Source organism: Pseudomonas sp. S37, assembly GCF_016658545.1.
Lineage (GTDB): Bacteria > Pseudomonadota > Gammaproteobacteria > Pseudomonadales > Pseudomonadaceae > Aquipseudomonas.
In genome coordinates this window covers 1-22,162 of record NZ_JACVZC010000037.1, presented here as the reverse complement: position 1 = coordinate 22,162, position 22,162 = coordinate 1, and the positions used below count along the sequence as shown (strand labels likewise).

Genomic DNA, 22,162 nt, shown 5'->3' with positions numbered 1-22,162 from the left:
AGTTCGCGAATGATCCGGTTCCAGTAACGCACAGCTTCAAAGTGCTGCTGCCTGGTCAACCAGACTTTGTTCTCCGGACTGACTGGATCCCCCCCGAGAATAATGGGCTTGATTTCGAACAGCTCCATGCCTTTGGGGCGCGAGTACCGAGGACTGTCAGCCATTTAATCTGCCAACCGAGCAAAAAGGTCGGGGAGATCGCGCGCGATCGGAGTGGCATAATCTCGGTCCATCCCTATGAAAGGAATACGTACGATAGGCATGGCCGCATCTTCGGTATCGAAACCAAACCCTTCCCCCCCACCATCAGACGCAAACAGAAGAATGCCCGGGGCATAAGTGGCGACTTCGTATTCGCGATTGAAGTCGGCCAGCTCTTCGGCTTGCCAAAAGATAATGTAGTTATCACCAATGAAACCTTCGCCGCCGTTGTGGGCTTTGAGGAATTCAACGTAATCCTTGGGAAGTGCGACGCCCAAATTCGTAGACAAACCATCAACAGTTGCTTTGTCAGCGGGTCCGTTGAGCTGTCCTTCTGTCAGATCGTATACCATCGCTAATTCCCCAGATCTTTCTGCAATTGGTTCCACCACGGCGTCACCTGTTTTCGATGGACGTCGCGCGGCAGGACGAGTTTGTTGCCAGCGTCGGTCGGGCTTCCACCAAATTTCACGGGGTTGATTTCGTGCACGTCTACCGGTTGTCCTATTAACCCCTGCTCACGCCGAATAGTGCGGTTGGCCTTGTTGGCGGCATCTCTGGCGGCATTGTACTCCGCGCCTTCCAGTAACCTGAAAGGCCCGTCCGGTGCAGGGACACCTGCTGGGTAGCCTGTCCAATCCGAAATCGAAAAGCTTCCTGGCGGCGAGTCAACAGCAACCTGTGCTGTGCCACCTGTTTCAGCACTGTTGGCACCTGCTTTTACATCAGCAGGCCACTCAGGCAAATCACAAGGCCCAGTGTTGTGCACCCACGTCTTCAGCTCACCCACGTAGAACGTGTGGCCCACATCCACCGTCAGGTTATACGTCTTGCCCACCGGCAGGTACAGCTGCAGCGACTCCACCTGCGACGAAGTACCCTCGGAGTCGCCGTCCGCCAGCGACTGCAGCAAATCGCCGGGCTGCAGATCGATCACCGGAACGAAGTCGCGCTTGGCCGGCACATAGAACGGGTGGCTTGGGGTAACCAGCAAGGTCTCGCCCTTGGCGGTGCCGTCGGCGCGCAGGTTCTTCAGTTTCAGGCGGTAGATCGGCTGGTCGCTGCGCTGGTGGGTCGCCAGGATCTTCGCGGCGAACGGTTTGCCGCCTTTTTCGGGCTTGCTCCAGACCACGTCACCAACCTTCAGCGACTCGATGGTGCGGTCGCCGTTGGGCGTTGAAACCTTGGTACCCGCGGCGAAGCAGCAAGGGCCTTTTTCAGTGAGCAGGCGTTCGATGTACAGCTCGTCCGCAGTCTTCGCCACGGTGCCAAGCCTAGCCAACGCAGCCGCCCGTTCGACCGGGATGAAGTTCAGCCCGAACTCGGTGTTGGCCTGGTTACGGATAGCAGCAGCGGCCTCGTTGTCGCCCTGCATCTGGTAGACCGTTGCCAGCGCTTCCTGCGCCTGGCCCGGTGCCAGGCTGTCCCAGGCGGCGGCGAGCGGATCCCTGGTCACCGACATGCCAGCGGTGACCAGTTGCTCGCTGCTTTGCACAGGGTTGCTCAGCAGCGACCAGATGGAGCTTGCCACACCGGAAATGGCAGCGCCTACGCCCTGAGCGGTACCGGATAGCCCACCGCTTACGGTGTTACCCAAGTCGTAGGAAACCGCGATATTCCTGTCGTAGAAGCGGTAGTAGTCGTAGGTCAGATCACCGGTATAGGCGCCCTGGAAGTTGATCGAGTTGATCGAGGTGTCGGCGTAGCTCGCCGGGTTTGTGTCGCCAAAGCGGGTGAGCAGTTCGGCGGTTTCAGGCCCGGTGTACACCCGGTCCGCCTGGGTAGTCGGCACATCGGAGGTGTTCTGCGGCGCGTAATGGCCAGCGATGGGTGCCAATGCAGCGCCCAGGTAGGCAAGTGTCGTGTCGTCCGGGGCGTAACCCTGCCCGGTCAACGCCGCGTTCCACTTCTCGTCGGTGTAATAGACCGCGCCCAGCGCCAGGCGCCTCTCGGCCTCTGCTTCAGAGATGTAGGTGTCCGCCGCATATTGCGGCGCGGCCTTCTTGATCAGATCGACCGCAGTGGGGTGCAGTTGCTCATTGTAGCGCTCGACGTTGCCCGCCACCCAGGCGGCATCGTCCGGGTCGCCATCAACCAGCGCACCGCCGGCAATGCCAATGATCTGGGCCGTGGCGACCCGGAACTGGTCATCGGTGATGAAGCGGCTATCCAGGTAGCGGCCAAGGTTGTCGGTGGCCGAGGCCGTCAGCCCTTCTGCAGCAGCAGCGGCGATGGCACCGGTTTTGAAGTCGCCACCGCGCGCTGCCGACAGTGCGCCCCCGAGCATGGCATGCAGGAAGACCTTTTCAGCCGAGCCTGGGCTCAGGTCCATGTATTCGGCAAAATCGCCAAGGTTCTTGTTGCCGACAGCGGCTGCCAGGTCAAAGCCTTCGGACACCAGCGCGGCCCCAAGGTTATCTTTCAGGCTGCCACCGTTGATGGCAGTGGAGACGCCGCTTTTGATCACGGCATGGGTGGTGCTGCGGGCCACCGCATCCTGCGCCTTCTGCCAGCTCAGCCACTCTTTGCTGTAGCCCGGGTTCTGTACCGGCCCGGCAGTGGTGACTTGCGCACCGCCGCCATTGGCCGGGCTGGCACCCTGGAACCAGGTGCTGTCGGCGTAGTTCACCAGGCCTGCAGTCAAGGCGCCGATGCTGGCGTTTTTCAGGCTATCGCTGCCAAAGGTGTCCTTCAGTGCAATGCCCAGGTTGCCCTTGTTGTTGATGACGCTGACCGCCCCGGTGCTGGCCATCGAGGTCAACGCTGCGGTGGCCATCATGTTGCCCCAGCCGGCAGCTGTGTAGCTGGCACCTGCCGCCAGGGCCTGGGTGGTGGTCGCTGCCGCCATGGCAGTACCCGAGCCCGCGGTCGCGCCGGCGGCGCCACCTGCCAGGGCACTGGCACCCCCTGCAGTCACTACGGTGATGATGATGATCACCGCCAGCATCGCCGCCTGGCCCATGCCAGAGTTGCTGTACTTGTAGGAATCGTGAAGCTCTTTCACCTGCCGCCAGTCCACATCCCCCCGCTGCTCGGCCTGTTTCAGCCAGGCCAGTTGCGGTTCAGCCTTGACCATGGCGTCGATGGTCTGGCTGACGGACTGCTGGTCGATCTGCCTGATGTCGATCTTCAGGCCATCGACCGCCTGGATCACCGTTTGCCCCTGTGCAAGCAGTTCGCTCTGGCGCAGGGTTTCGTCGGTGTTGCCTTTGCCCTTCATGGAGAACCAGGCCATGTTGCTCTTGCTTTTGCTATGGCTCTCGTCGTGCAGGTCCTTCACGCCCTCGAAGGCGATGGCGCCGCCGCTTTGAAGGGTCAGGTCATTGCCGCTGTCCAGCTTGGCGACCTGGTACAGCTGGTCGCCGTTGCTGACCAGCGTCAGGTTGCCAGTGGTACGGATCTCGCTGCCGATGTGGGTAGTTTGGGTAACCTCGTCGCGCTGGGCTTTCTTGGCGCCGAAGTTGCCCTTTTCCTTCATGTCGTAAAGGGTGTGGGTGCTGTTTTGCGCAGCAAGCAGGCTGAGGGCGTTGCCGCTGTACAGGTAGGCTTCGTTGCCGGCGGTGATCTTGCTGGCCACCAGGGTGGTGTCGCGGCCGGCCTGCACAGTGACGTCATGGCCGGCAGTCAGCTCGCTGGCGAGCTGGTTGGTGCGGTCATTGGCTTCGCTGATGCGCTTTTTGCCATCCTTGCTTTGGGTAGCGACGTTGTACACATCGCCCGCCGAACTGACGTTGATGTCCTGGCCAGCGACCAGGCTCAGGTCGTTGCCGGCCTTGGCCTGGCTGGCCAGAACATTGATATCACGCCCCGCATCCAGGGCCAGGTTGCCACCTGCGGTTACCGTCGCTGCCAGGTTTTTTACCTGGGTGGTGATGACCGACTTGTGCCCGCCGTCGAACAGTTCGTGCTGCTCGCTGCTGTCGGTCCTGGCCAGCAGGTTGATGTCGTTGCCGGCCATCAGCGCCAGGTCGCCACCGGCGCTGATGGCCCCGTAACTGGTAATGTCGCGGCCGGCATTGATGGCAAGGTTCTCGCGGGCCGTGATGCTGCTGCCGGTGTCGGTGAGGGTGCGCATGCCTGCGCCGTCGCGCACCTGGATGGCGGTACGGTCGTTAAGGATGTCGCCTTTTACCGCAGCCAGGCTTACCTGCCTGCCACGGATCTCACCGGCCATCGCGTTGCGGATGCTGTCCTGGGCGATCATCTGCAAATTGTTGCCTGCATCCACCAGGCCGCCCTGATAGATGCTTGCCCCACTGTTGACGCTGAGGTTGTTGCTGGCACGCAGGGTGCCGACGTTTACCAGGTCGCCGCCCGCAATCAGCGTCAGGTCACGGCCCTGGATCAGGCTGTTGCCACGCACGCTGCGCGAATCGGCCTGGGCCAGGTAAAGCACTGGCACCAGCACCTTCTGGCCATCGACCACGCGGTTTTCCATCCACACGATGTCGTGGGTCAGGGCACTGACCTGCTCGGCATTCAGCGTAACGCCAAGGCTCAGGTTGAGCGCGTCCTTGCTCGCCAGCGCGTTGTCCATCAGGTAGCGGTACTGGTCGTAGTCGCTGGCCAGGCCATCGGCCAGGAAACGCTGGCCGGTCTGCGCCAGCACGGCGTCGCGGATCAGGCGTTGCTCATACAAGCCGTCACCCAGGCGGCGCCAATTGCTGTCGGCGTTGATGTCGAGGCGGTCGAGGATGTAGTCGGAACCCAGGAACTGCGACAAGTCGGTCAGGTTCGGGTTGGTTTCAATCAGGTAGCTGCTGGTGGGGTCCGGGTTGCGAATGAACAGCCCGTAATCGCCCTTGGGCAGTTGGAAGGTAGCGCCTGCGGTCGGGTCCACGGCGACAAACGGGATGCCACTGTAGTCCACCGGGGTGAAGCCTGCCTGCACGCTGCCATCTGCAGCCACCCGCTGAACGGGCTGCAGCGCCGCTACGTCGGCCTGGCTGGCGTCGCTGGCCTGTTTGTTGAGGGTGATATCGATGCCGCCGACCTTGATGCCGGTCTGGTCTTCACCGAGGCTGCCGGTAAGGATTTCGGCGGTGTTGTTGGCGTGCAACGAGCCGTTCTGAACGGTACGCGCAACGTTCAGGTTGACCGCACCGCCGGCCTGCAGCGTCGCGGCATACTTCGGCTGCGGGCTGTCGGTCCAGACGGTGTAGTTGCTTTGCTCGACAAAGCGGCTGTCGGCGGAGCGCGACTTGAGCAATTCGAAGCGGGCCAGGTCGAAGTTGCCTGCAGCCACGGCGGCGTTGAACGCCGGGACGTCGATGAACTCCATCTGGTCCCAGTAACCGGTAGCGATACGCGCAGGCGTACCGATCTTGATGCTGTTCTGCCCGGTGCGCTCGGAAGCACCTTGGTTGAGCAGGTCGTTGGCCGTAATGTTCAGGTTGCCGTTGGCAGCCAGCAGGCTGTAGCGGTTCTGTACCTGGTCGGCCTGCAGGGTCAGGTCCTTGCCGGCGACCAGACGCGCCGATGGCGAATCCTGGGTGGCCGTCTCCAGAAGGGTCTGGTCAATGCTGATCACGCCACGCTTGAACGAGTCATGCCCGCCACAATGCTGGCCGCACTGCCAGTTCAGGCTGCCATTGACAATGCGCTGGCCCAGTTCGAATTCAGCCTTGGCGTTTTCCACGAATACGGCGTTGAGCGTGATCGCACCCTCACTTTCCACCGTGCCCGACAGGTTGCTGAAGCGTTGCGCGCTGCTGCCATCCAGGTTGGCGACACTCAGGTCACCGCGGCTGTAGACATCGCCGTACAGGTTGTCGAAGCTGGCGGTGCGCAGGGCCAGGGTGCCGCCACTGAACAACAGCGCGTCGGCGCCGTTGCTGACGGCCTGGCTGGCATTGAGGCTGACATCGCCCTGTGCACCCAGGGTGCCACGGTTGGCGATCTGTGCGGCGTCGATTCGCAGGTTCTGGCGAGCGGTCAGGTAGCCGAGGTTGTCGAGTGTGCCGGAGAGGGCGAGACGTGTATCAGTGCCAGCACCGATTTGCCCACCGTTCTGCCTGGCATTACTGGCCTGGATGGCCAGCAGGTTTTGCGCCCAGAGACGACCACTGTTGTTCAAGTCTCCGGTCAGGTTCAGGACCAAGTCACCATCGCTGAGCAAATCGCCGCCGTTGTCGAGGTTGCGCAGGTTCAGGGTAAGGCCACTGCCGCTGGCCAGCCGATCCCCGGCCAGCAGCGCCAATGAGTCACTGGTGTAGGTCAGGGCGTTGTTCAGCTGAACAACGCCCAGCCCGTCGACTGCGCCGAAATGCCAGTCGCCATTGCCCAGCGCACTGATGCTGCCGCCCGCCCCGTTCACGCGGTTGAAATCCAGGGTAAGCAGGCCGCTGCCGGCATGTTCGATACTGCCGGCACGGTTGTTCAGCGTATCGGCCTTGAGCACGAAGTCGGTGCTGCCGATTTCGATACGGCCGCTTTGGTTGATCAGGCTGCCTGCCAGGCCGAACGTGCTGGTGCTGTTTGTAGCGGAGCCAGTGCCGAGGGCGCGCAGCCGACCCGAGGTGTTGTCCAGCGACCCGCCTTGCACGTCCAGCGTGGTGTTGGACTCGATAAGGCCGCCACGGTTGATCAGGTTGGCTGCGGCCAGCGTCACACTGTCGCCGCTCAATTCGCTGCCGTCGGTGTTCGAAAGCGTGTTGCCGGTGAACAGCAACGCGGTTTTGGCGAACAGTTTGCCGGCGTTGCTGGTCAGCGTGTCGATGTTCAGCGTCAGGCTGTCGAGCAGGCTGGACAGTGAACCTGCCTTGCTGGCGTCGGCGCTGTTGTCCAGCGACCCGGCCGTGATGTGCACCGTGCCGCCCTGGACGGTGCCGCCGACGTTGCTGACAGTGCCGTTGCCCAGGTCAAGCCGCGTCAGGCCGCTGCTCAGTAGCGTCCCGCCGCTGTTGTCCAGCCGCGTGCCGGTGTAGCTCAGGCCGCCACTGCCGGCGACCAGTTGGCCGTGCTGACCATTGCGCAAGCTGTTGGCTTGCAGGCCAAGCTGATTGCCACGGATGCTACCGCCCCGGTTGTCGACATCGGCAGTACCGCCGAGGGTTACCGCGTGGCTGCCCGCATCGATGACACCCGTCATATTGCTCAGCACATCGGTGACATTCAGCGTGACGGCACCGCCATTGCTGGCTACCGCCCCCTTGCTATCGTTGACCAGGCGCCGTGCATCCACCCGCACCTGCTGGCCAAGCAGCGTACCGCCGCTGTTGTCCAGCCAAACGCCAGTCAGCAGCAAGGCGCCGTCGCTTTGAACCTGCCCGGTACTATTGAGCAGTTGTGCCTGGGTCGCGGAAGGGCCGAAGCGCAGCGCCAGCCCTTGCGCGCCTGCCGCCAGCAAGCCCTGGTTGCGGTTGTCCAGCATGCCGGCACTCACGTCCAGCCGGTCACCGACGATCGTCCCGCCCCGGTTGTCGACCCGTGCGCCCGCGGCGGTCAGCTTGACGTTCGCCCCCAGCACACTGCCGTTGCGGTTATCGAGGCCCGTGGTGTCGAGTTCAAGGTTGCCGGCAACCGCCAGCAGCCGGCCACTCTGGTTGCTGATGTCAGCGCCTTCGACCGACAGTTTGTTCTGCGCCTGCACGGTGCCGCTGGTGTTGTCCAGTGCATGGCGCGCCGTTATTTGCGCATCAGCAGCACGGGCAGACAGCAGCCCCGAGCGGTTGCTGATCGTGTCAGCGTTAATGGCAAGGCTATTGGCGTCGATCTGGCCAGAGCCGTTATCCAGCGTGCCAGCTTCTATTGCCAGGCTGCCACCCGCAACCTGAATCAACCCCTCGCGGTTATCCAGGCTGGCCAGTTGCAGGCTGACCGCCTGCCCCGTGCCAAAGCGGATCACGCCGGCGAGGTTGACGATCGCCGGGCTGGCAACGAACAACGCCTGTTCGCCAACCAGGCGTGCTGCCGCCCCGCGGTTGGTCACTTGCCCACTGGCCAAGCTGACCTCAGCGCCTTGCACCACGCCCTGGTTGTCGAGGGTTTTGGCCGCGTTGATGTTTATCGCCCGGCTGGCTTCGATGTAGCCGCTGTTGGCGACTTGCGGCGCGCTGATGGTGACGTCGCCGGTCAGGTTGCGGCTGTTGTCGGTTTCGATACCCGCAGCGAGGGTGCTTGCGTTGACGACCTTGCCAGCATTGATCTCGACCCGCTCGCGCACAGCCAGGCTCTGCTGGTTGCTCAGCGTGCCAGGGGTGTGCACCGTTGCCTTGCCGGCGTACACCTTGCCGGTCATTTCGACGCTTGGCGCGTTTACATTCAAGGCCCCCTGCGCCGAAGCCTGGGCCATGTTCAGGTGGCCGTTGGCATCAATCTGTATATCGCCGCCGCTGGCTGCCATGTTGCCGGCAGTCTTTACCCCGACACCTTGCTCTGTACCCACCAGTTTGATCGCGTTGGCGTACATCCCGCCCAGCGCCGACGAGTCGATGGCCAGCTGTGGTTTGTCGGCGGCATTACCGTCACGGGCGCTGGTGGCCAACGTGTCGGCGTTGACGTCATTGGCACCGGCGATGACATTGAGCTGTTTGGCGTGAATATCGGCGTTGATCTTCGCCGAGCGGGTAATCAGGTCGAACTGGTCGACGGTGCTGGCATCCAGGCCTTGGCCTTCGACGTTGATGCTGCCGCCGTCGACGGCAAAGTGTTCAAGCTTGCCATTGGCATCCAGCACCGGCTTGCCGGTGCTGAGGGTAACGCGCGGGGTATTGATGAAGCCGCAGCCGTTACACGTGACGCCGTAAGGGTTGGCCACGATGACCCGCGCTGCCTGCCCGGCCACTTCGGTATAACCCTTGAGCTGGCTGGGGTTGGCACCGGTGACTTCGTTGAGAATGGTACTCGCGGCACGCCCGCCCAGCTGGCTGTTACCGAGGATATTGCCGCCCAACTGGGTCGCTTGTATGGCACTCGTCGAGTTGTTGAGAATCACACCCTTGCTGTCGACGTTGTACTGTTGGTACTGGTTGTGCGACAAACCCGCCCCGTTGGGCGCTGCGATGTTGATCACCGGCACACCGTTGCCAGCCTGGCCCACAGCGGTGTTGGTCGTGCCGCTTGCGACAATCCCCTCAGCCTGCGCCCAGATGGGTTGCCAGAACATCACATTGGCCAGCAGCAGGGCCAGCAGGCGCTTGGGCATCCCCAGGAAACTCGCGCGCTCGGCCAGTGCAGCAGACGGCTGACGGGCCAACAGGTCCAATTGGTTGACGTCCATGTAAGCGACCTCGGAACAGCGTAGTTAAAGGAAAAAATCCATACGGAAGTAAACTGGCGCTTCGCGCTCGATCACGTCGGGACGTTCCAGGGAATGGGCGAAGGTGACTGACGCGGCAACATGCTGGCCGCGGGTAAACAGCTCGAACGAGTGGCTGGACAACCGGCCATGGCTGGCACCGTTGTAGCGATCGTTGCTGATCACGCCCTGGTCATAGCCGGCAGCGGCGCCGTACTCGCTGAACACCGGGCGCAGCCAGTCGAGGGTCACGGCACGCGACAGGCGGATTTCGTTGCGCCAGTAACCGCCACTGTCACCGGACAGGAACTGGTCCTTGTAACCGCGTACCGAAGACGAACCCCCAAGGCTCAGGCGCTGCGGGCTGAACAGCACATCCTCGCTGCGCTGCCCGGTGGCCAGGCTGGTGAAGGCCAGGTTTTCGCCCCACAGCTGGAAGGGGTACAGGTAGCTGATGGTGCCGGTGTACTTGCGATAGCGTGCCTCAGGTTCGCCCGGGCCCGGGTGGTGGCTACCCTGGGCGTCCAGCAAGCCAATGCCTTGCTGCATGCCCAAGTCGATGTTGACGAATGCCGACCCCACCCGCCGACCATGGTTGATACCGAATTGCGCTTCAGTAATGCGGTTGCTGCTCAGGGCCAGCTTGCTGTCCTCGATGAAGTTCTGCGTGCGCAGGTGCGCCAGGCCAGCATTGAGCGATGTCTTGCTCACAGCGTCGCGGTGGATCACGCGCTCGGCACGGAACTGGTGGGTCTGGCTGTCACCGTCTTGCTTGAACCTGAAACCTTCGGCCTCGGCCTGCGAGCGGTATTCGGTTTCGCTGTACAGGTAGCTGAACGTCCACCAACCCCACGGCACGCTGTACGACAACAACGCGTTGTGTGAGCCCTGGTGATGGTCGCTGACCGCATCATGGCCCCCGCGCAGGCTCAACTGGTCAGCCAGCCCCAGCGGGCAGTCCCAGTCCAGGCCTACGTTCCATTGTTGCTCGCCGGTACTGCGCTGGCCGTCGTTGTTTCTGGAGAGGTTTGCGCGCCAGGGCTTCTGCGGGGTGTTCCTGACCAGCACATCACTGCCACCAAGGGCCTGGCCGGGGGTCAGCTCCATCCGCGCCTGGTTGGACGGCAAGCGGTTGAGCTGATCGACCATCTGCTCGATCTCGCGCAGATCGAGCAATTGCCCTGGCCGGCCGGGAAACGCCATGGCTATTTCACGCGCCGACAGGCCGCTGGCAGCGTCACTGCGCAGTTTCTCCAGCTTGCCTTCGATGACCAGCACCTGCAGGTCGCCTGTGGACAGATCCTGTTGGGGCAGATAGGCGCGAGTGGTCACCAGCCCCTTACCGATGTAATGGTCGGTGATGGCCTTGAGCAGCTGGTTGAGCTGGGCTACCCCCAGGCACTTGCCCTGAAAGGGCGTGATCAGTGCGTCACGCTCTGTAGCCGATAACGCGTCTGCTCCTTTGAGCTCAATGCGCCTGATGTTGAAACAGCGCGTATCGGCGGGCGCGGTGGGGGCCACTGGCGTAGCCCGTTCGCCGGGCAGGTCCTTGAGCTCTTCAAGACGACGGCGCTGCTCTTCGAGCAAGCGGTTCTGCCGGTCACGTATGAGGTCCTGCTCGCCAGGCGTCGCAGCATGAACAGGCGAATACGCGCCAGCGCCCAGTACGAGCGCACAAAGACCCAACCACATCCTTGTAGAGGCAAACATAAGCATTCCATTAGAAGCAGGTGAGGTGCGGCTGTCAGTGCCACTGGCAGCACGGGCCATGTGACATCACGTGTAACAGCCGTGACACAGACCACCCGCAAACCGAAGAATTCCTTGATGTTTTGCTTAGGCGATGAGCGGTAAACCGGCGAACCTTGATTTCAATCAGCCCTGCAGAAGGCACGAGGGTTATGCTGGATTCAGGCAAGTAAAAAAGGGCCGCTTTGCGCGAGCCCTCGTAGGAGCGGCTTTAGCCGCGAACACCGGCAGGGCCGGTGCCATGCACCGCGCTGCCTGCTTCGCGGGTAAACCCGCTCCCACAGTGACAGCGCAGTATGAACGGCCCCTGCTTTTTTGCATTTGCGCCGAGATCCTGGGGCCGCTGCGCGGCCCATCGCGACGCAAGGCCGCTCCTACACCGTGTCAGGTCAGAACGCGGTGCTGACCGTCAGCGACAGGTTGCGCGGGTCGCCATAGATGCCGCCGGCATAGAACCCGTACTGGGTGTAGTAGTGCTTGTCGAACAGGTTGTTGGCGTTAAGGGTGACGCTGACGTCATCGGTTACCTGGTATTTGGCCATGGCATTCCAGATGGCATAACCGGACCAGTTCACGTCGGTGGCACCGTTGCTCACGCCATTGGTGGGCTGGCCGGCCGGGCTAGAAATGGCACGGATGTTGGTCTGTGCAGTCACGCCGGCACCCACGGTCAGGCGGTCGAGCGGGCCGCTCAGGCGGTAGGTGGTCGAGGCCTTGAACAGGTGCGACGGGTCGCTGCGGCCGTCGCTGTCGATGCGGCGGAAGTGCAGGTAGGTGTAGCCAGCGTACACGTTCCAGTTAGGGGTCAAGGCGCCGGCGACTTCCAGGTCGATACCGTCGGTTTCCACGCCGGAGCCTGCTTTGTAGGCGCTGGCCCCGGTCGGCGTGGTCAGGTCGCCATCGAGCACGGCCTTGTTTTCCTGCTTGGTCCGGAAGTACGCCGCCGAGGCGTTCAGGCGGCCGTCGAACCACTCGCCCTTGACCCCGGTCTCGTAGCTTTGCCCACGAATCGGCTCGACCTTGCTGCCGCTCACGGTTTCCGACGTTTGCGGGGTGAAAATGTCGGTGTAGCTGGCGTACAGCGAGTAGTTGTCGTTGAGGTCGTACACCGCGCCCAGGTACGGGGTGACGATGCCGTTCTCTTCCTGGCTGCTGCGCTCACCGGCCACGCTGCGGGTAACCGACGAGTAGTTGCTGGTGCGCACGCCAACAATCACCGACAACGGGTCGGTAATGCTCAGGCGGGTGGCGGCGTACATGCCTTGCAGGCGGGTGGTGGTCTTGCTGTGCAGGCCGGTACGCGAGGCGATGATGTCGTAGTCGTCATCCACGCCATTGTGCCAGTTGCTGACCGGGAAGCCGTTGTTGGCGCGGAACTGGCAACCGAGTGCCGGTGCGCTGGCCATGCCGTCGCCAACCATGGTGCAGGTGTATTGCGGCGACCAGCCCACGGTACGGCTGTCGTTGTAGCCGACCATGGCCTGGTGGGTGCGGCCGAACAGCTGGAACGGGCCGGACAGGTCGATCTGCGCCGATTGCTGGGTGGTGTCGCTGGAGCTGTGCAAGCCGTTCAGCACGGCGCCGCTGCCGTCCTGGTCCCAGTAGCCGCCGTAGCTACCGCGCCCTGCCGAGTTGACCTTGGCCAGGCCACGGTGGTTGAGGGCTTCGGTGGTGGCCTGGGAGGCTTTCAGGTCCAGCGTCCAGTCATTGTCGAAGCGGTGCTCCAGCGAGCCGAATGCGGTGCGGGTGGTGTACTCGCCAAAGCTCCAGCTTGGCACCACGTTGGTGCTGCGTGGCAGGTCGGTCTTGCTGCCGTCGCGGTACCACAGCGGGATGTTCGCACCCCAGCCGCCGCCGACCACTTTGTTGTACTCGTACTGGTAGCCGGCGCCCAGGGTGGTGGCGTCGTCCAGGTCGAACGCGAAGTTGGCCAGCGCGGCGCGGGAGCGCTCGGACTGGTTGTCGCGGAACGAGTTGGCGTCCTGCTGGGTCATCACGAAGCGCGAACGCAGGCGGCCGTCCTCGGACAGCGGTAGGTTCAGGTCAGCGCCCAGGCGGCGTTTGTCCCAGCTGCCGTAGGTGGCGTACGCGCTGCCGCCGAAGGTTTTGGTCGGGGCCTTGCGGATCAGGTTGACGGTGGCCGAGGGGTCGCCGGTACCACCCAGCAGGCCGTTGGCACCACGCACGATGTCGATGCGCTCGTACAGGTCCATGTTCAGCGCGTTGCCGCTGCCGCTGAAGTCGGAGCCGCCCTGAGTCTGCAGGCCGTCGACCTTCCAGTTGCTGATCGAGTAGCCACGGGCGCGGTAGTCGGTACGCCCACCCACCTCGGACTTGTTGGCGGTTACGCCCGGCGTGGTTTCCAGCGCCTGCTCGATGGTATGGATGCCGCGGTCTTCCATCTGTTGGCGGGTGATGGTGGTGACTGACTGCGGCGTTTGCCGCGGGGTCAGCTTCAGGCCGGTGGAGCTGCGGGTGCTTTCGACGGTGTAGCCGATCTGGCCGGTATCGTCAGCAGACAGCAGCGCGCTGTCTTCGATCTGCGTGGCATCCAGCTCCAGCGGCTTGCTGTCTGCCGCCATGGCACCGCCACTGATGGCGACCGCAACGCAGAAGGCAAGTGGCTTGAGGCGACTGCCGCCTCGGGTGAAAACAGTGGAGGTGTTCAAGGTACTGGTGAAGTTCATTTGGGAAGGCTTCGTATTTGCAGTTGATTTTTTGTTAGGATTCTAGGCATCGGCCCTTCCGGCTCCAGACCCGACATGTACGGGGATGTAATTGAACGTAATGAGCGCCACCGGCCCTCACCCCACAGGTGTTTTTCCGCATGAGCACGACCCTGCTGGTCGTCGACGATGACGACGAGATCCGCGAACTTCTTTGTGATTACCTGGCAGATGCCGGCTACAACGTATTGGCCGCGGCCGACGGCGAACAGATGCGTGAGCAGCTGGCCCGGCACAAGGTGGAGCTGGTGGTGCTCGACCTGATGTTGCCTGGCGAGGACGGCCTGAGCCTGTGTCGCCATTTGCAGGCCACACCCGGGCTGGCGGTGATCATGTTGTCGGCCAAGGGCAGTACGCTGGACCGCATCATCGGCCTGGAGGTGGGTGCCGATGACTACCTGGCCAAGCCCTTCGAGCCACGCGAGCTGATCGCCCGGATCAAGGCCGTGCTGCGCCGCCCGCAGCGCCTGGATACCCCCGCAGAAGAACCCGTGGTAGTCGATGCCCAGCTGTTCGCCGGCTTTCGCCTGGAACACATCAAGCGCCTGCTCACCCGCCCCGATGGCGAGACCCTGACCCTGCCGCGCTCCGATTACCGGGTGCTGCGCGAGTTGCTGGAAGCCAACAACCGTGTGGTCTCCCGCGACCAGCTGACGCGCAGTGCGTTCGGCCGCGACCACCTGCCCGATGACCGCTCGGTGGACATGTGCGTCAGCCGCCTGCGCCAGCACCTGCGCCGCGCACCCGCAGGGGCCGCGCAAATCCTCACCATCCGCAACGAAGGCTACCTGCTGACCATCGCCCACCACGAGGCCGATGCCTGAGATGCGCTGGCTTCGCCGGCTGTGGCCGCGCACCTTGTTTGGCCAGTTGCTGTTGATCATGGTCAGCGGCACGCTGGTGATCCAGTTGATGTCGAGCAGCATCTGGTTCGATGTGCGCTTCGCCCAGGTGCTCGAAGCCCCGGTGCGGCTGATCGCAGCGCGCAGTGCACCTTTGATTGCCCAGGCCGACTGCCACGGCGGAACGTTGCAGGTGCCAGCCCACTATCAACTGCGCTGCGCCGAAAGCCTGCCCACGCCGGAGCACGACGAGCGTCGTGGTCGCAGGCGCGTCGAATTGCTGTTGCAGCAGGCCCTCAAGTACGAGCTGGGGCATGCCCAGGAGGTACGCCTGATGAAGGTGCAACTGACCGATGAACTGGGCCAGCCCATGGTCTGGCGCAGCCTGTTCGGCCTGCGCACGGCACAGGCGCATATTCAGTTCGCGGTGCCGTTGGCCGATGGCCACTGGCTGACCATCGATGGCCAGGAGCTGCAAGGCTGGAGCGGTGAGTCGGCCTGGGTGCTGATCAGTGATTACCTGGTGCGGGTGTATGCCCTGCGCATTGTCGCGGTACTGCTGGTGTGCCTGATTGCCGTGCGCCTGTGCCTGCGCCCGTTGCGGCGCCTGGCCGATGCGGCACGCGGCCTGGGCGGCAACCTTGAGCAGCCGCCGCTGGCGCTGGATGGCCCGGAGGAGGTGCGCCAGGCAGCCCAGGCATTCAACGCCATGCAGCAGCGGCTGATTGCCATGGTCAATGACAAGGCCTATTTCCTCGCTGCCGTGTCCCACGACCTGCGCACACCGTTGACCCGCATGCGCCTGCGCCTGGAGCGCCTGCCTGACGACGAGCACCGCCAGCGGCTGCGGCAGAACATCACGCAGATGGATGACATGATCGGCCAGGTGCTCGACTACCTGCGTGCAGGGGAACAGCAGAACTTGCAGCAGGTTGACCTGGACCGGCTGGTCGCACGCCAGTGTGCGGACCTGGCCACTGCCGAAGAGCCCTTGCCGGTGCGCGGCCAGGCGGGCAGCTTGCGCGTCGATGCGTTGCTGTTGCAGCGCTGCCTGCAGAATTTGCTGGTCAATGCGCTGCGCTATGCCAAGGATGTTTCGGTCACGCTGGAGCAAGCGACCACGGGGGTGTTCATCCATATCGATGACCGCGGGCCGGGGATTGCGCCGGGTTTGCTTGCAACCATCACCGACCCGTTCGTGCGCGGTGAAGGGTCGCGCAACCAGGCGTCCGGCGGGTATGGGCTGGGGTTGAGCATTGCACAGAGGATCGCCACCAGCCATGGCGGGGAGCTGATGCTGACGAACCGCGAGGGCGGTGGGTTGCGGGTTAGCGTGTTGCTGCCTCGCTGACTTACCAGCGAACGCGGCCTTTTGTCTCGACCAACATCTGTAGGCCTGCGCGATCTTTGTGGGAGCGGCTTCAGCCGCGAACACCGGCAAAGCCGGTGCCATCCACCGCACCACCTGCTTCGCGGGTGAACCCGCTCCCACAGATACCGCGCAGGCTTCGATTTCAAACTCTAATCGAAGGTATTTGCTTGCCCCTCTTATTCAGGTAACAGTCTTTTACCGATTACCCAGGTTTTCCCCTCCCCGCCTTTGCCTATCCTATGCCCGGTCATCCTGCCTGCGATGGACCCATGAAACACTCTCTACCCAGCCGCTATGCCTGCCTCTTTTTCTGCCTCGTATTCACTTTCGCCAGCCTGCCATTGTTGCCCCAGCATGCCTGGCTGTGGCCGCTGACGCTGATCAGCGCATTGCTCAGCCTGGTTGGCCTCAATGACCTGCGGCAAAGCCACCATGCGGTGCGGCGCAACTATCCGATCCTGGGCAACATCCGCTACCTGATCGAAACCATCCGCCCGGAAATACGCCAGTACCTGATCGAAGGCGACGACGACAAGCTGCCGTTCTCTCGCTCGCAACGCTCGCTGGTCTACGCCCGTGCCAAGAACGAAAGCGCCGAGAAAGCCTTCGGCACGCTCAACGACGCCTACAAGCCCGGCTTCGAGTTCATCAGCCACTCCATGCTGCCGGTGGCCACGCCAGACCCTGCCTCGTTCCGTATCGCCATCGGCGGGCCGCAATGCCGCCTGCCCTACTCGGCCTCGATCTTCAACATCTCTGCCATGAGCTTCGGCGCCCTCAGCGCCAACGCCATCGCCGCCCTCAACCGCGGCGCCCGCATGGGCCGCTTTGCCCATGACACCGGTGAAGGCAGCATCAGCCCGTACCACCGCGAACACGGCGGCGACCTGATCTGGGAAATCGGCAGTGGCTACTTCGGGTGCCGCACCGAGGACGGCCGCTTCGATCCCCGGCGCTTTGCCGAGCAGGCACGCTCGCCGCAGGTGAAGATGATCGAGATCAAACTCAGCCAGGGCGCGAAACCGGGCCACGGCGGCATCCTGCCGGGGCATAAGGTCAGCCCCGAAATTGCCCAGACCCGCGGCGTGCGCGTGGGTGAGGACTGCATCTCACCGGCCGCGCACAGTGCCTTCCGCACGCCGGCCGAATTGCTGCAGTTCGTTGCCAGCCTGCGCGAGCTGTCGGGCGGCAAGCCGGTGGGTTTCAAGTTCTGCCTGGGTCACCCGTGGGAGTTCATGGGCATCGCCAAGGCCATGCTGGCCACCGGCATTACCCCGGACTTCATCGTGGTCGACGGCAAGGAAGGCGGCACCGGCGCAGCGCCGCGCGAGTTCAGCGACAACATGGGCGTACCGATGCGCGAAGGCCTGATGTTCGTGCACAACACCTTGGTCGGCCTGAACCTGCGCTCGAGCATTCGCATTGGCGCGGCGGGCAAGATTGTCAGTGCCTTCGACATTGCCAGCGTGTTGGCCATCGGCGCGGACTGGGTCAATTCGGCGCGCGGCTTCATGTTCGCCATTGGCTGCATTCAGTCGCAGAGCTGCCACACCAACAAGTGCCCGACCGGCGTGGCCACGCAAGACCCATTGCGCCAGCGGGCGCTGGTGGTGCCAGACAAGGCAGAACGGGTTGCCAGCTTCCACCGCAATACGTTGCATGCACTGGCCGAGATGCTGGCCGCCGCAGGCCTGGAGCACCCGTCGGAGCTCAAGCCCAAGCACCTGGCAAGGCGTATCAGCCCCAGCGAGATCGGCTTGTTTTCGGACTTGCACACGTTCCTCAAGCCGGGCGAATTGCTCAGTGGCTCGATCGAAAGCGAGTTTTATGCGCGGATGTGGCGGATGGCGCGTAGTGACAGCTTTGCGCCGGAGACTGGCGAGGAAGAGGTGAAGGTTGCAGAGGTGCGGCGTAGGGAAGTGGAGCCGGCGTAAAGGCAAGGGACCGCGTTGCGGCCCTTTCGCGACACAAGGCCGCTCCTACAGGGGATTGCACTCTCTTGTAGGAGCGGCCTTGCCGGGACGCCGGACCGGTCGGATGGGCTGCAAAGCAGCCCCCTAGACCATCAGATCAGAATCAGAAGATGCTGATCGGGTACTCGACGAATACGCGGACTTCGTTGCCGTCGTCGTTGTAACCGTTCTGCTGCACGGCGTTGTTGGTACGCACGAACGAGCTACGCAGCTTGATCGACAGGTCCTTGGCCGGGCCGTCCTGCACCACGTAACGCACCTGGTTGAAGATCTCGCGCTCTTTACCTTCGCCGAAGCCCTGCGGGTTGGCGTTGTTGCGGGTGTTGATGTTGTCACCCACCACGTAGGCCAGCTTGTAGGTCAGGCCAGGGATGCCGTAGGCACCGAAGTCCAGGCCGTAGCCCAGCTGCCAGGAGCGCTCGTCTTCAGCGTTGAAGTCGGACCAGTACGAGTTGGCCAGGTAGATGGTCGAACCACCGTCACCCACGCCACCCTGGTTCTGGTACCAGCCGTAGTTGTAGCCGGTGCTGCCGGTGCTGCGCTGGTGAGCGAGGGTGAACGAGTGCGCACCGTACGCATAGGTAGCCGCCAGGCTCCAGATGGTGTTGGAGTCGCCGTTCAGGCCTGCAGCCTTGACGTACTTGTTGTTGATGTCCGACTTGTAGCCGTTGAAGTCCAGGGTCAGGGACTGGTCGCTGGCAATCGGGAAGACGTAGTTCAAGCCCAGGTAGTGCTTGCGCATCACGTCTTCGTTGTCTGCGGTGTACAACGAACCGGTGAAGTTGTCGGTGAACTTGTAGCTACCGCCGAGCACGTTGATCGACTTCAGGCCACCGCCGTCACGGCGCTCGGCGCTCTTGCGCGCTTCCTGGGTGAAGCGGCCGGCGTTCAGTTCCAGGCCCTGGATTTCTTTCGAGGTGATCAGGGTACCGGTGAAGCTTTCTGGCAGCAGACGCGCGTCATCGTACTGCAGCACTGGCAGTGCCGGCATCTGGTCACCGTACTTGAGCACAGTGTTGGAGATGCGGAACTTCACGGCGGCGCCGGCACGGGCCAGGTTGTGCGGCGAGCTGGCGTTGCCGTCGGCATTGGTGGTTTCGTGCGGCTTGAAGAAGTCGACGCCCGCGCCACCGTTGTGGCCTTTGCCGCCATCAAGGCGCACGGCGTACAGGCCGAATGCGTCGACACCGACGCCGACGGTGCCCTGGGTGAAGCCAGAGGAGAAGTTGCCGATGAAAGCCTGGCCCCATTCGATCTGGTCGTCGGTGCCGTGCTTCTTGTCACGGTTGATGTAGGCGTTGCGCAGAAGGACGTTGGCGTGGCTGTCCTCGATGAAGCCCTTGCTTTCGGCCTGGTCATTGGCCTGTGCCTGGGTCGCGGCGATCATCGCCAGGGCGACCAGGCTGATCCTGGTTTTCAACATGTTGTTTTCCTTATTTCTTAATCAAAAACGCTCTGCAATATGACGCCAGGAACCAACGCCCCTTCGTAGGTTCGACGCTATGCGGATCCAGACTTGAAGGCCTGCCGGTAACTACACGGCGGCCTCTGGCAGCAGCATGGCCAAAGGTTATTGGCCAGCAGGCGTTGGCCGAATCCTAGCCGTGTGCGATTACAAATGTCAAAAAGTCGTGAAATGCAGGTTGATATAACCAAAATTATCCCGTGAGCCGGGGCATTTCGACGCATCTCTGCGCTATAGGCGGGTAATTTGACTTTTGTCAGATATGTCATCTTGACCAATCCGACAATTCCCCTGAAGGCCGCACTATACAGAAGGCGTAGTTACAAAGTGATACATATGTAAAGACAACCCTTTACAAATAGCCAAGCAAGAGCAAATAGCAAGCATTACCATTCGCACCTCTTTTCACCTGCCCGGTCCGGATGTGCCCATGCTTGTACCCTGCCGCCTTTCACCCCTTACACTTGGCCTGTCGCTGCTGTTCAGCGCAGGCCTGGCCAGTGCCGCCACCACTACCCTGCCAGAGCAGTCGATCACCGCCGACAGCGAGCGCGAAAAAGACAACCCACGGGTCAAGGAAGTGAACACCGCAACCCGCACCTCGACGCCGGTACGTTACGTACCGCAGGCCATCGACACGGTGAAGACCGTTAATGTGCTGGATTACGGCAGCAACACCTTGGGCAAGGCGCTGGAGGGCATCCCCAACGTCAGCAGCGGCGCCGATACCCGCTTCGACAGCGTGCGCATTCGCGGCTTCGAGGCCAGCAACGACTTCTACCTGGACGGCATTCGCGACGACAGCCAGTACATTCGCGACCTGCACAACATCGAGCGCGTCGAGGTGCTGAAGGGGCCGGCTGCCGTGCTGTATGGCCGCGGCAGCCAGGGCGGTATCGTCAACCGGGTCAGCAAGGCACCGGAGCAGGGCCGCCGGTCAAGTATCGAGGCACAGGCTGGCAGCGAAGACCTGCGCAGCCTGTATGCCGACCTCAGCGCCGACCCCAGCGACACGGTCAGCCTGCGCCTGAACATGGGCAACCAGGACAACAACAGCTTCCGCGACGGCATCGACGGTAGCCGCCAGTTGTTCGCCCCTTCGGTCAGCTGGCAGATCAACCCCGACCTGAACTGGCTGGTGCAATACGAATACAGCCGCTACAACCGCACCCCGGACCGCGGCATCCCCGGGGCCAACGGCCGCCCGGCCGACGTCAGCCGCAGCACCACCTATGGCGACCAGCGCGACTACATTGACGACCGCGCCCAGTCGCTGCGCTCACGCCTGAACTACCAGCTGAACGAAACCTGGCAGCTGCGCCATACCTTGGGCCTGTTCAAGCTCGACAGCGAGTTCGACAACACCTATGTCGTGGGCTACAACGCCGACACGAATATCCTGACCCGCCAGCGCTGGCAGCAAGACCTGAACACCCGCAACCTGTTCAACAACCTGGAGGCCGAGGGTGACTTCGACACCTTGGGCCTTGAGCACAAGCTGTTACTGGGCCTGGAGCTCGGCAACCAAAAACGTGACCCGGTGTTGTACCGGGCGCCAGAGCAGCGGCTGTCAGGCCTGGGCAGACCCGGTCGCGACCAGCAACACCCCGGTACACCGGCACTGTTCAGTGACAACCACACCGTGGTCGACAGCCGTGGCCTGTACCTGCAAGACCAGATTCGCCTGAACGATCAGTGGCAGATCCTTGCCGGCGTGCGCTTCGACCAGTTCGAAGTGGAAACCACCAACAACTTGCGCAACCTGTCCGAGAAGCAGGACAGCAATAGCACCAGCCCGCGCCTGGGCGTGGTCTACACACCGTGGCGCGACCATTCGTTCTATGCCTCGTGGAGCAAGACGTTCTCGCCGGTGGGCGGCGGCCTGATCGGCATCACCCCTGGGACAACAAGCAACGCTAACGAAACCAAGCCGGAAGAAACACGGCAGAAAGAAATCGGCGTGAAAAGCGACTGGCTCGACCAGCGCCTGACCACCACCCTGGCCATCTACGAGCTGGAGTTGTACAACCGCCGTACCCGCGATCCGGTGATCCCGGAAAACATCTTGCTCAGCGGCTTGCAGCGTTCGCGCGGCATCGAGCTGACGGCTACCGGCAACATCGTTGGCAACTGGTATGTCCGCGGCGGCATCGGCCTGCAGGACGCCACTATCGTCAAGGACAACAACGGCCAGGAAGGCAACCGCATCAATGACGTGGCCAAACGCAACGCCAGCCTGTTCGTGACCTGGAAGCCGGAGCTGGGCTGGTATGCCGAAACCGGGCTGACACTGGTGGGTGAGCGTTATGCGGACAACCAGAACACCACGGTACTGCCGGGGTATGGCCGTTGGGATGCGCTGGCGGGGTATCGCACCCATGACTGGGATGTGCGGGCGGCGCTGAGCAACATTGCCGACAAGACCTACTACAGCTCGGCGACCAGTGCGGCGCAGATCCAGGTCGGCGACCCGCGTAGCCTGGTGGTGACGGGTAGTTACAGCTTCTGATCTTTGTTGCCTGGGCCGGCCTCTTCGCGGCTGAAGCCGCTCCTATGTATGGACTCGCCCACACTGTCTAATTGCTTTTGAACATAA

9 protein-coding genes are annotated in these 22,162 nt (G+C 62.7%); 4 read left to right on the top strand and 5 right to left on the bottom strand.

The window, feature by feature from the left end; genetic code table 11:
* Nucleotides 1–164 precede the first annotated feature (164 nt).
* The 4 genes from IAE39_RS13945 to IAE39_RS13930 form a co-directional block, all read right to left on the bottom strand.
* The gene (locus IAE39_RS13945) at nt 165–554 is read right to left on the bottom strand and encodes an SMI1/KNR4 family protein (protein WP_201203298.1); all 390 of its coding nucleotides are present in this window, start codon (nt 552–554) and stop codon (nt 165–167) included.
* 2 nt (nt 555–556) lie between these two features.
* The gene (locus IAE39_RS13940) at nt 557–9,421 is read right to left on the bottom strand and encodes a two-partner secretion domain-containing protein (protein ID WP_201203296.1); all 8,865 of its coding nucleotides are present in this window, start codon (nt 9,419–9,421) and stop codon (nt 557–559) included.
* Nucleotides 9,422–9,445: 24 nt separating this feature from the next.
* Nucleotides 9,446–11,131, bottom strand: a complete 1,686-nt coding sequence (locus IAE39_RS13935) for a ShlB/FhaC/HecB family hemolysin secretion/activation protein (RefSeq protein ID WP_236548566.1) — start codon at nt 11,129–11,131, stop codon at nt 9,446–9,448.
* 446 nt (nt 11,132–11,577) lie between these two features.
* Nucleotides 11,578–13,875, bottom strand: a complete 2,298-nt coding sequence (locus tag IAE39_RS13930; RefSeq protein ID WP_201203294.1) for a TonB-dependent siderophore receptor — start codon at nt 13,873–13,875, stop codon at nt 11,578–11,580.
* A 140-nt stretch (nt 13,876–14,015) separates the two neighbouring features.
* On the opposite strand from IAE39_RS13930, the gene IAE39_RS13925 reads away from it, so the two are divergent.
* From IAE39_RS13925 to IAE39_RS13915, 3 genes are all read left to right on the top strand, one after another.
* A complete protein-coding gene (locus IAE39_RS13925; RefSeq protein WP_201203293.1) occupies nt 14,016–14,738 on the top strand; it encodes a response regulator in 723 nt (240 codons plus the stop codon).
* Nucleotide 14,739: 1 nt separating this feature from the next.
* The gene (locus IAE39_RS13920; RefSeq protein ID WP_201203359.1) at nt 14,740–16,107 is read left to right on the top strand and encodes an ATP-binding protein; all 1,368 of its coding nucleotides are present in this window, start codon (nt 14,740–14,742) and stop codon (nt 16,105–16,107) included.
* A 290-nt stretch (nt 16,108–16,397) separates the two neighbouring features.
* A complete protein-coding gene (locus IAE39_RS13915; protein WP_201203292.1) occupies nt 16,398–18,062 on the top strand; it encodes an FMN-binding glutamate synthase family protein in 1,665 nt (554 codons plus the stop codon).
* 142 nt (nt 18,063–18,204) lie between these two features.
* Here the strand turns inward: IAE39_RS13915 and IAE39_RS13910 are convergent, their stop codons facing one another.
* Nucleotides 18,205–19,524 carry an OprD family porin gene (locus IAE39_RS13910; protein WP_201203291.1) on the bottom strand — a complete coding sequence of 440 codons (1,320 nt, stop codon included), beginning with the start codon at nt 19,522–19,524 and terminating at the stop codon, nt 18,205–18,207.
* Nucleotides 19,525–19,996: 472 nt separating this feature from the next.
* On the opposite strand from IAE39_RS13910, the gene IAE39_RS13905 reads away from it, so the two are divergent.
* On the top strand, nt 19,997–22,075 hold the full coding sequence (locus IAE39_RS13905) for a TonB-dependent receptor (RefSeq protein WP_201203290.1): 2,079 nt from the start codon (nt 19,997–19,999) through the stop codon (nt 22,073–22,075).
* Nucleotides 22,076–22,162: the final 87 nt, after the last annotated feature.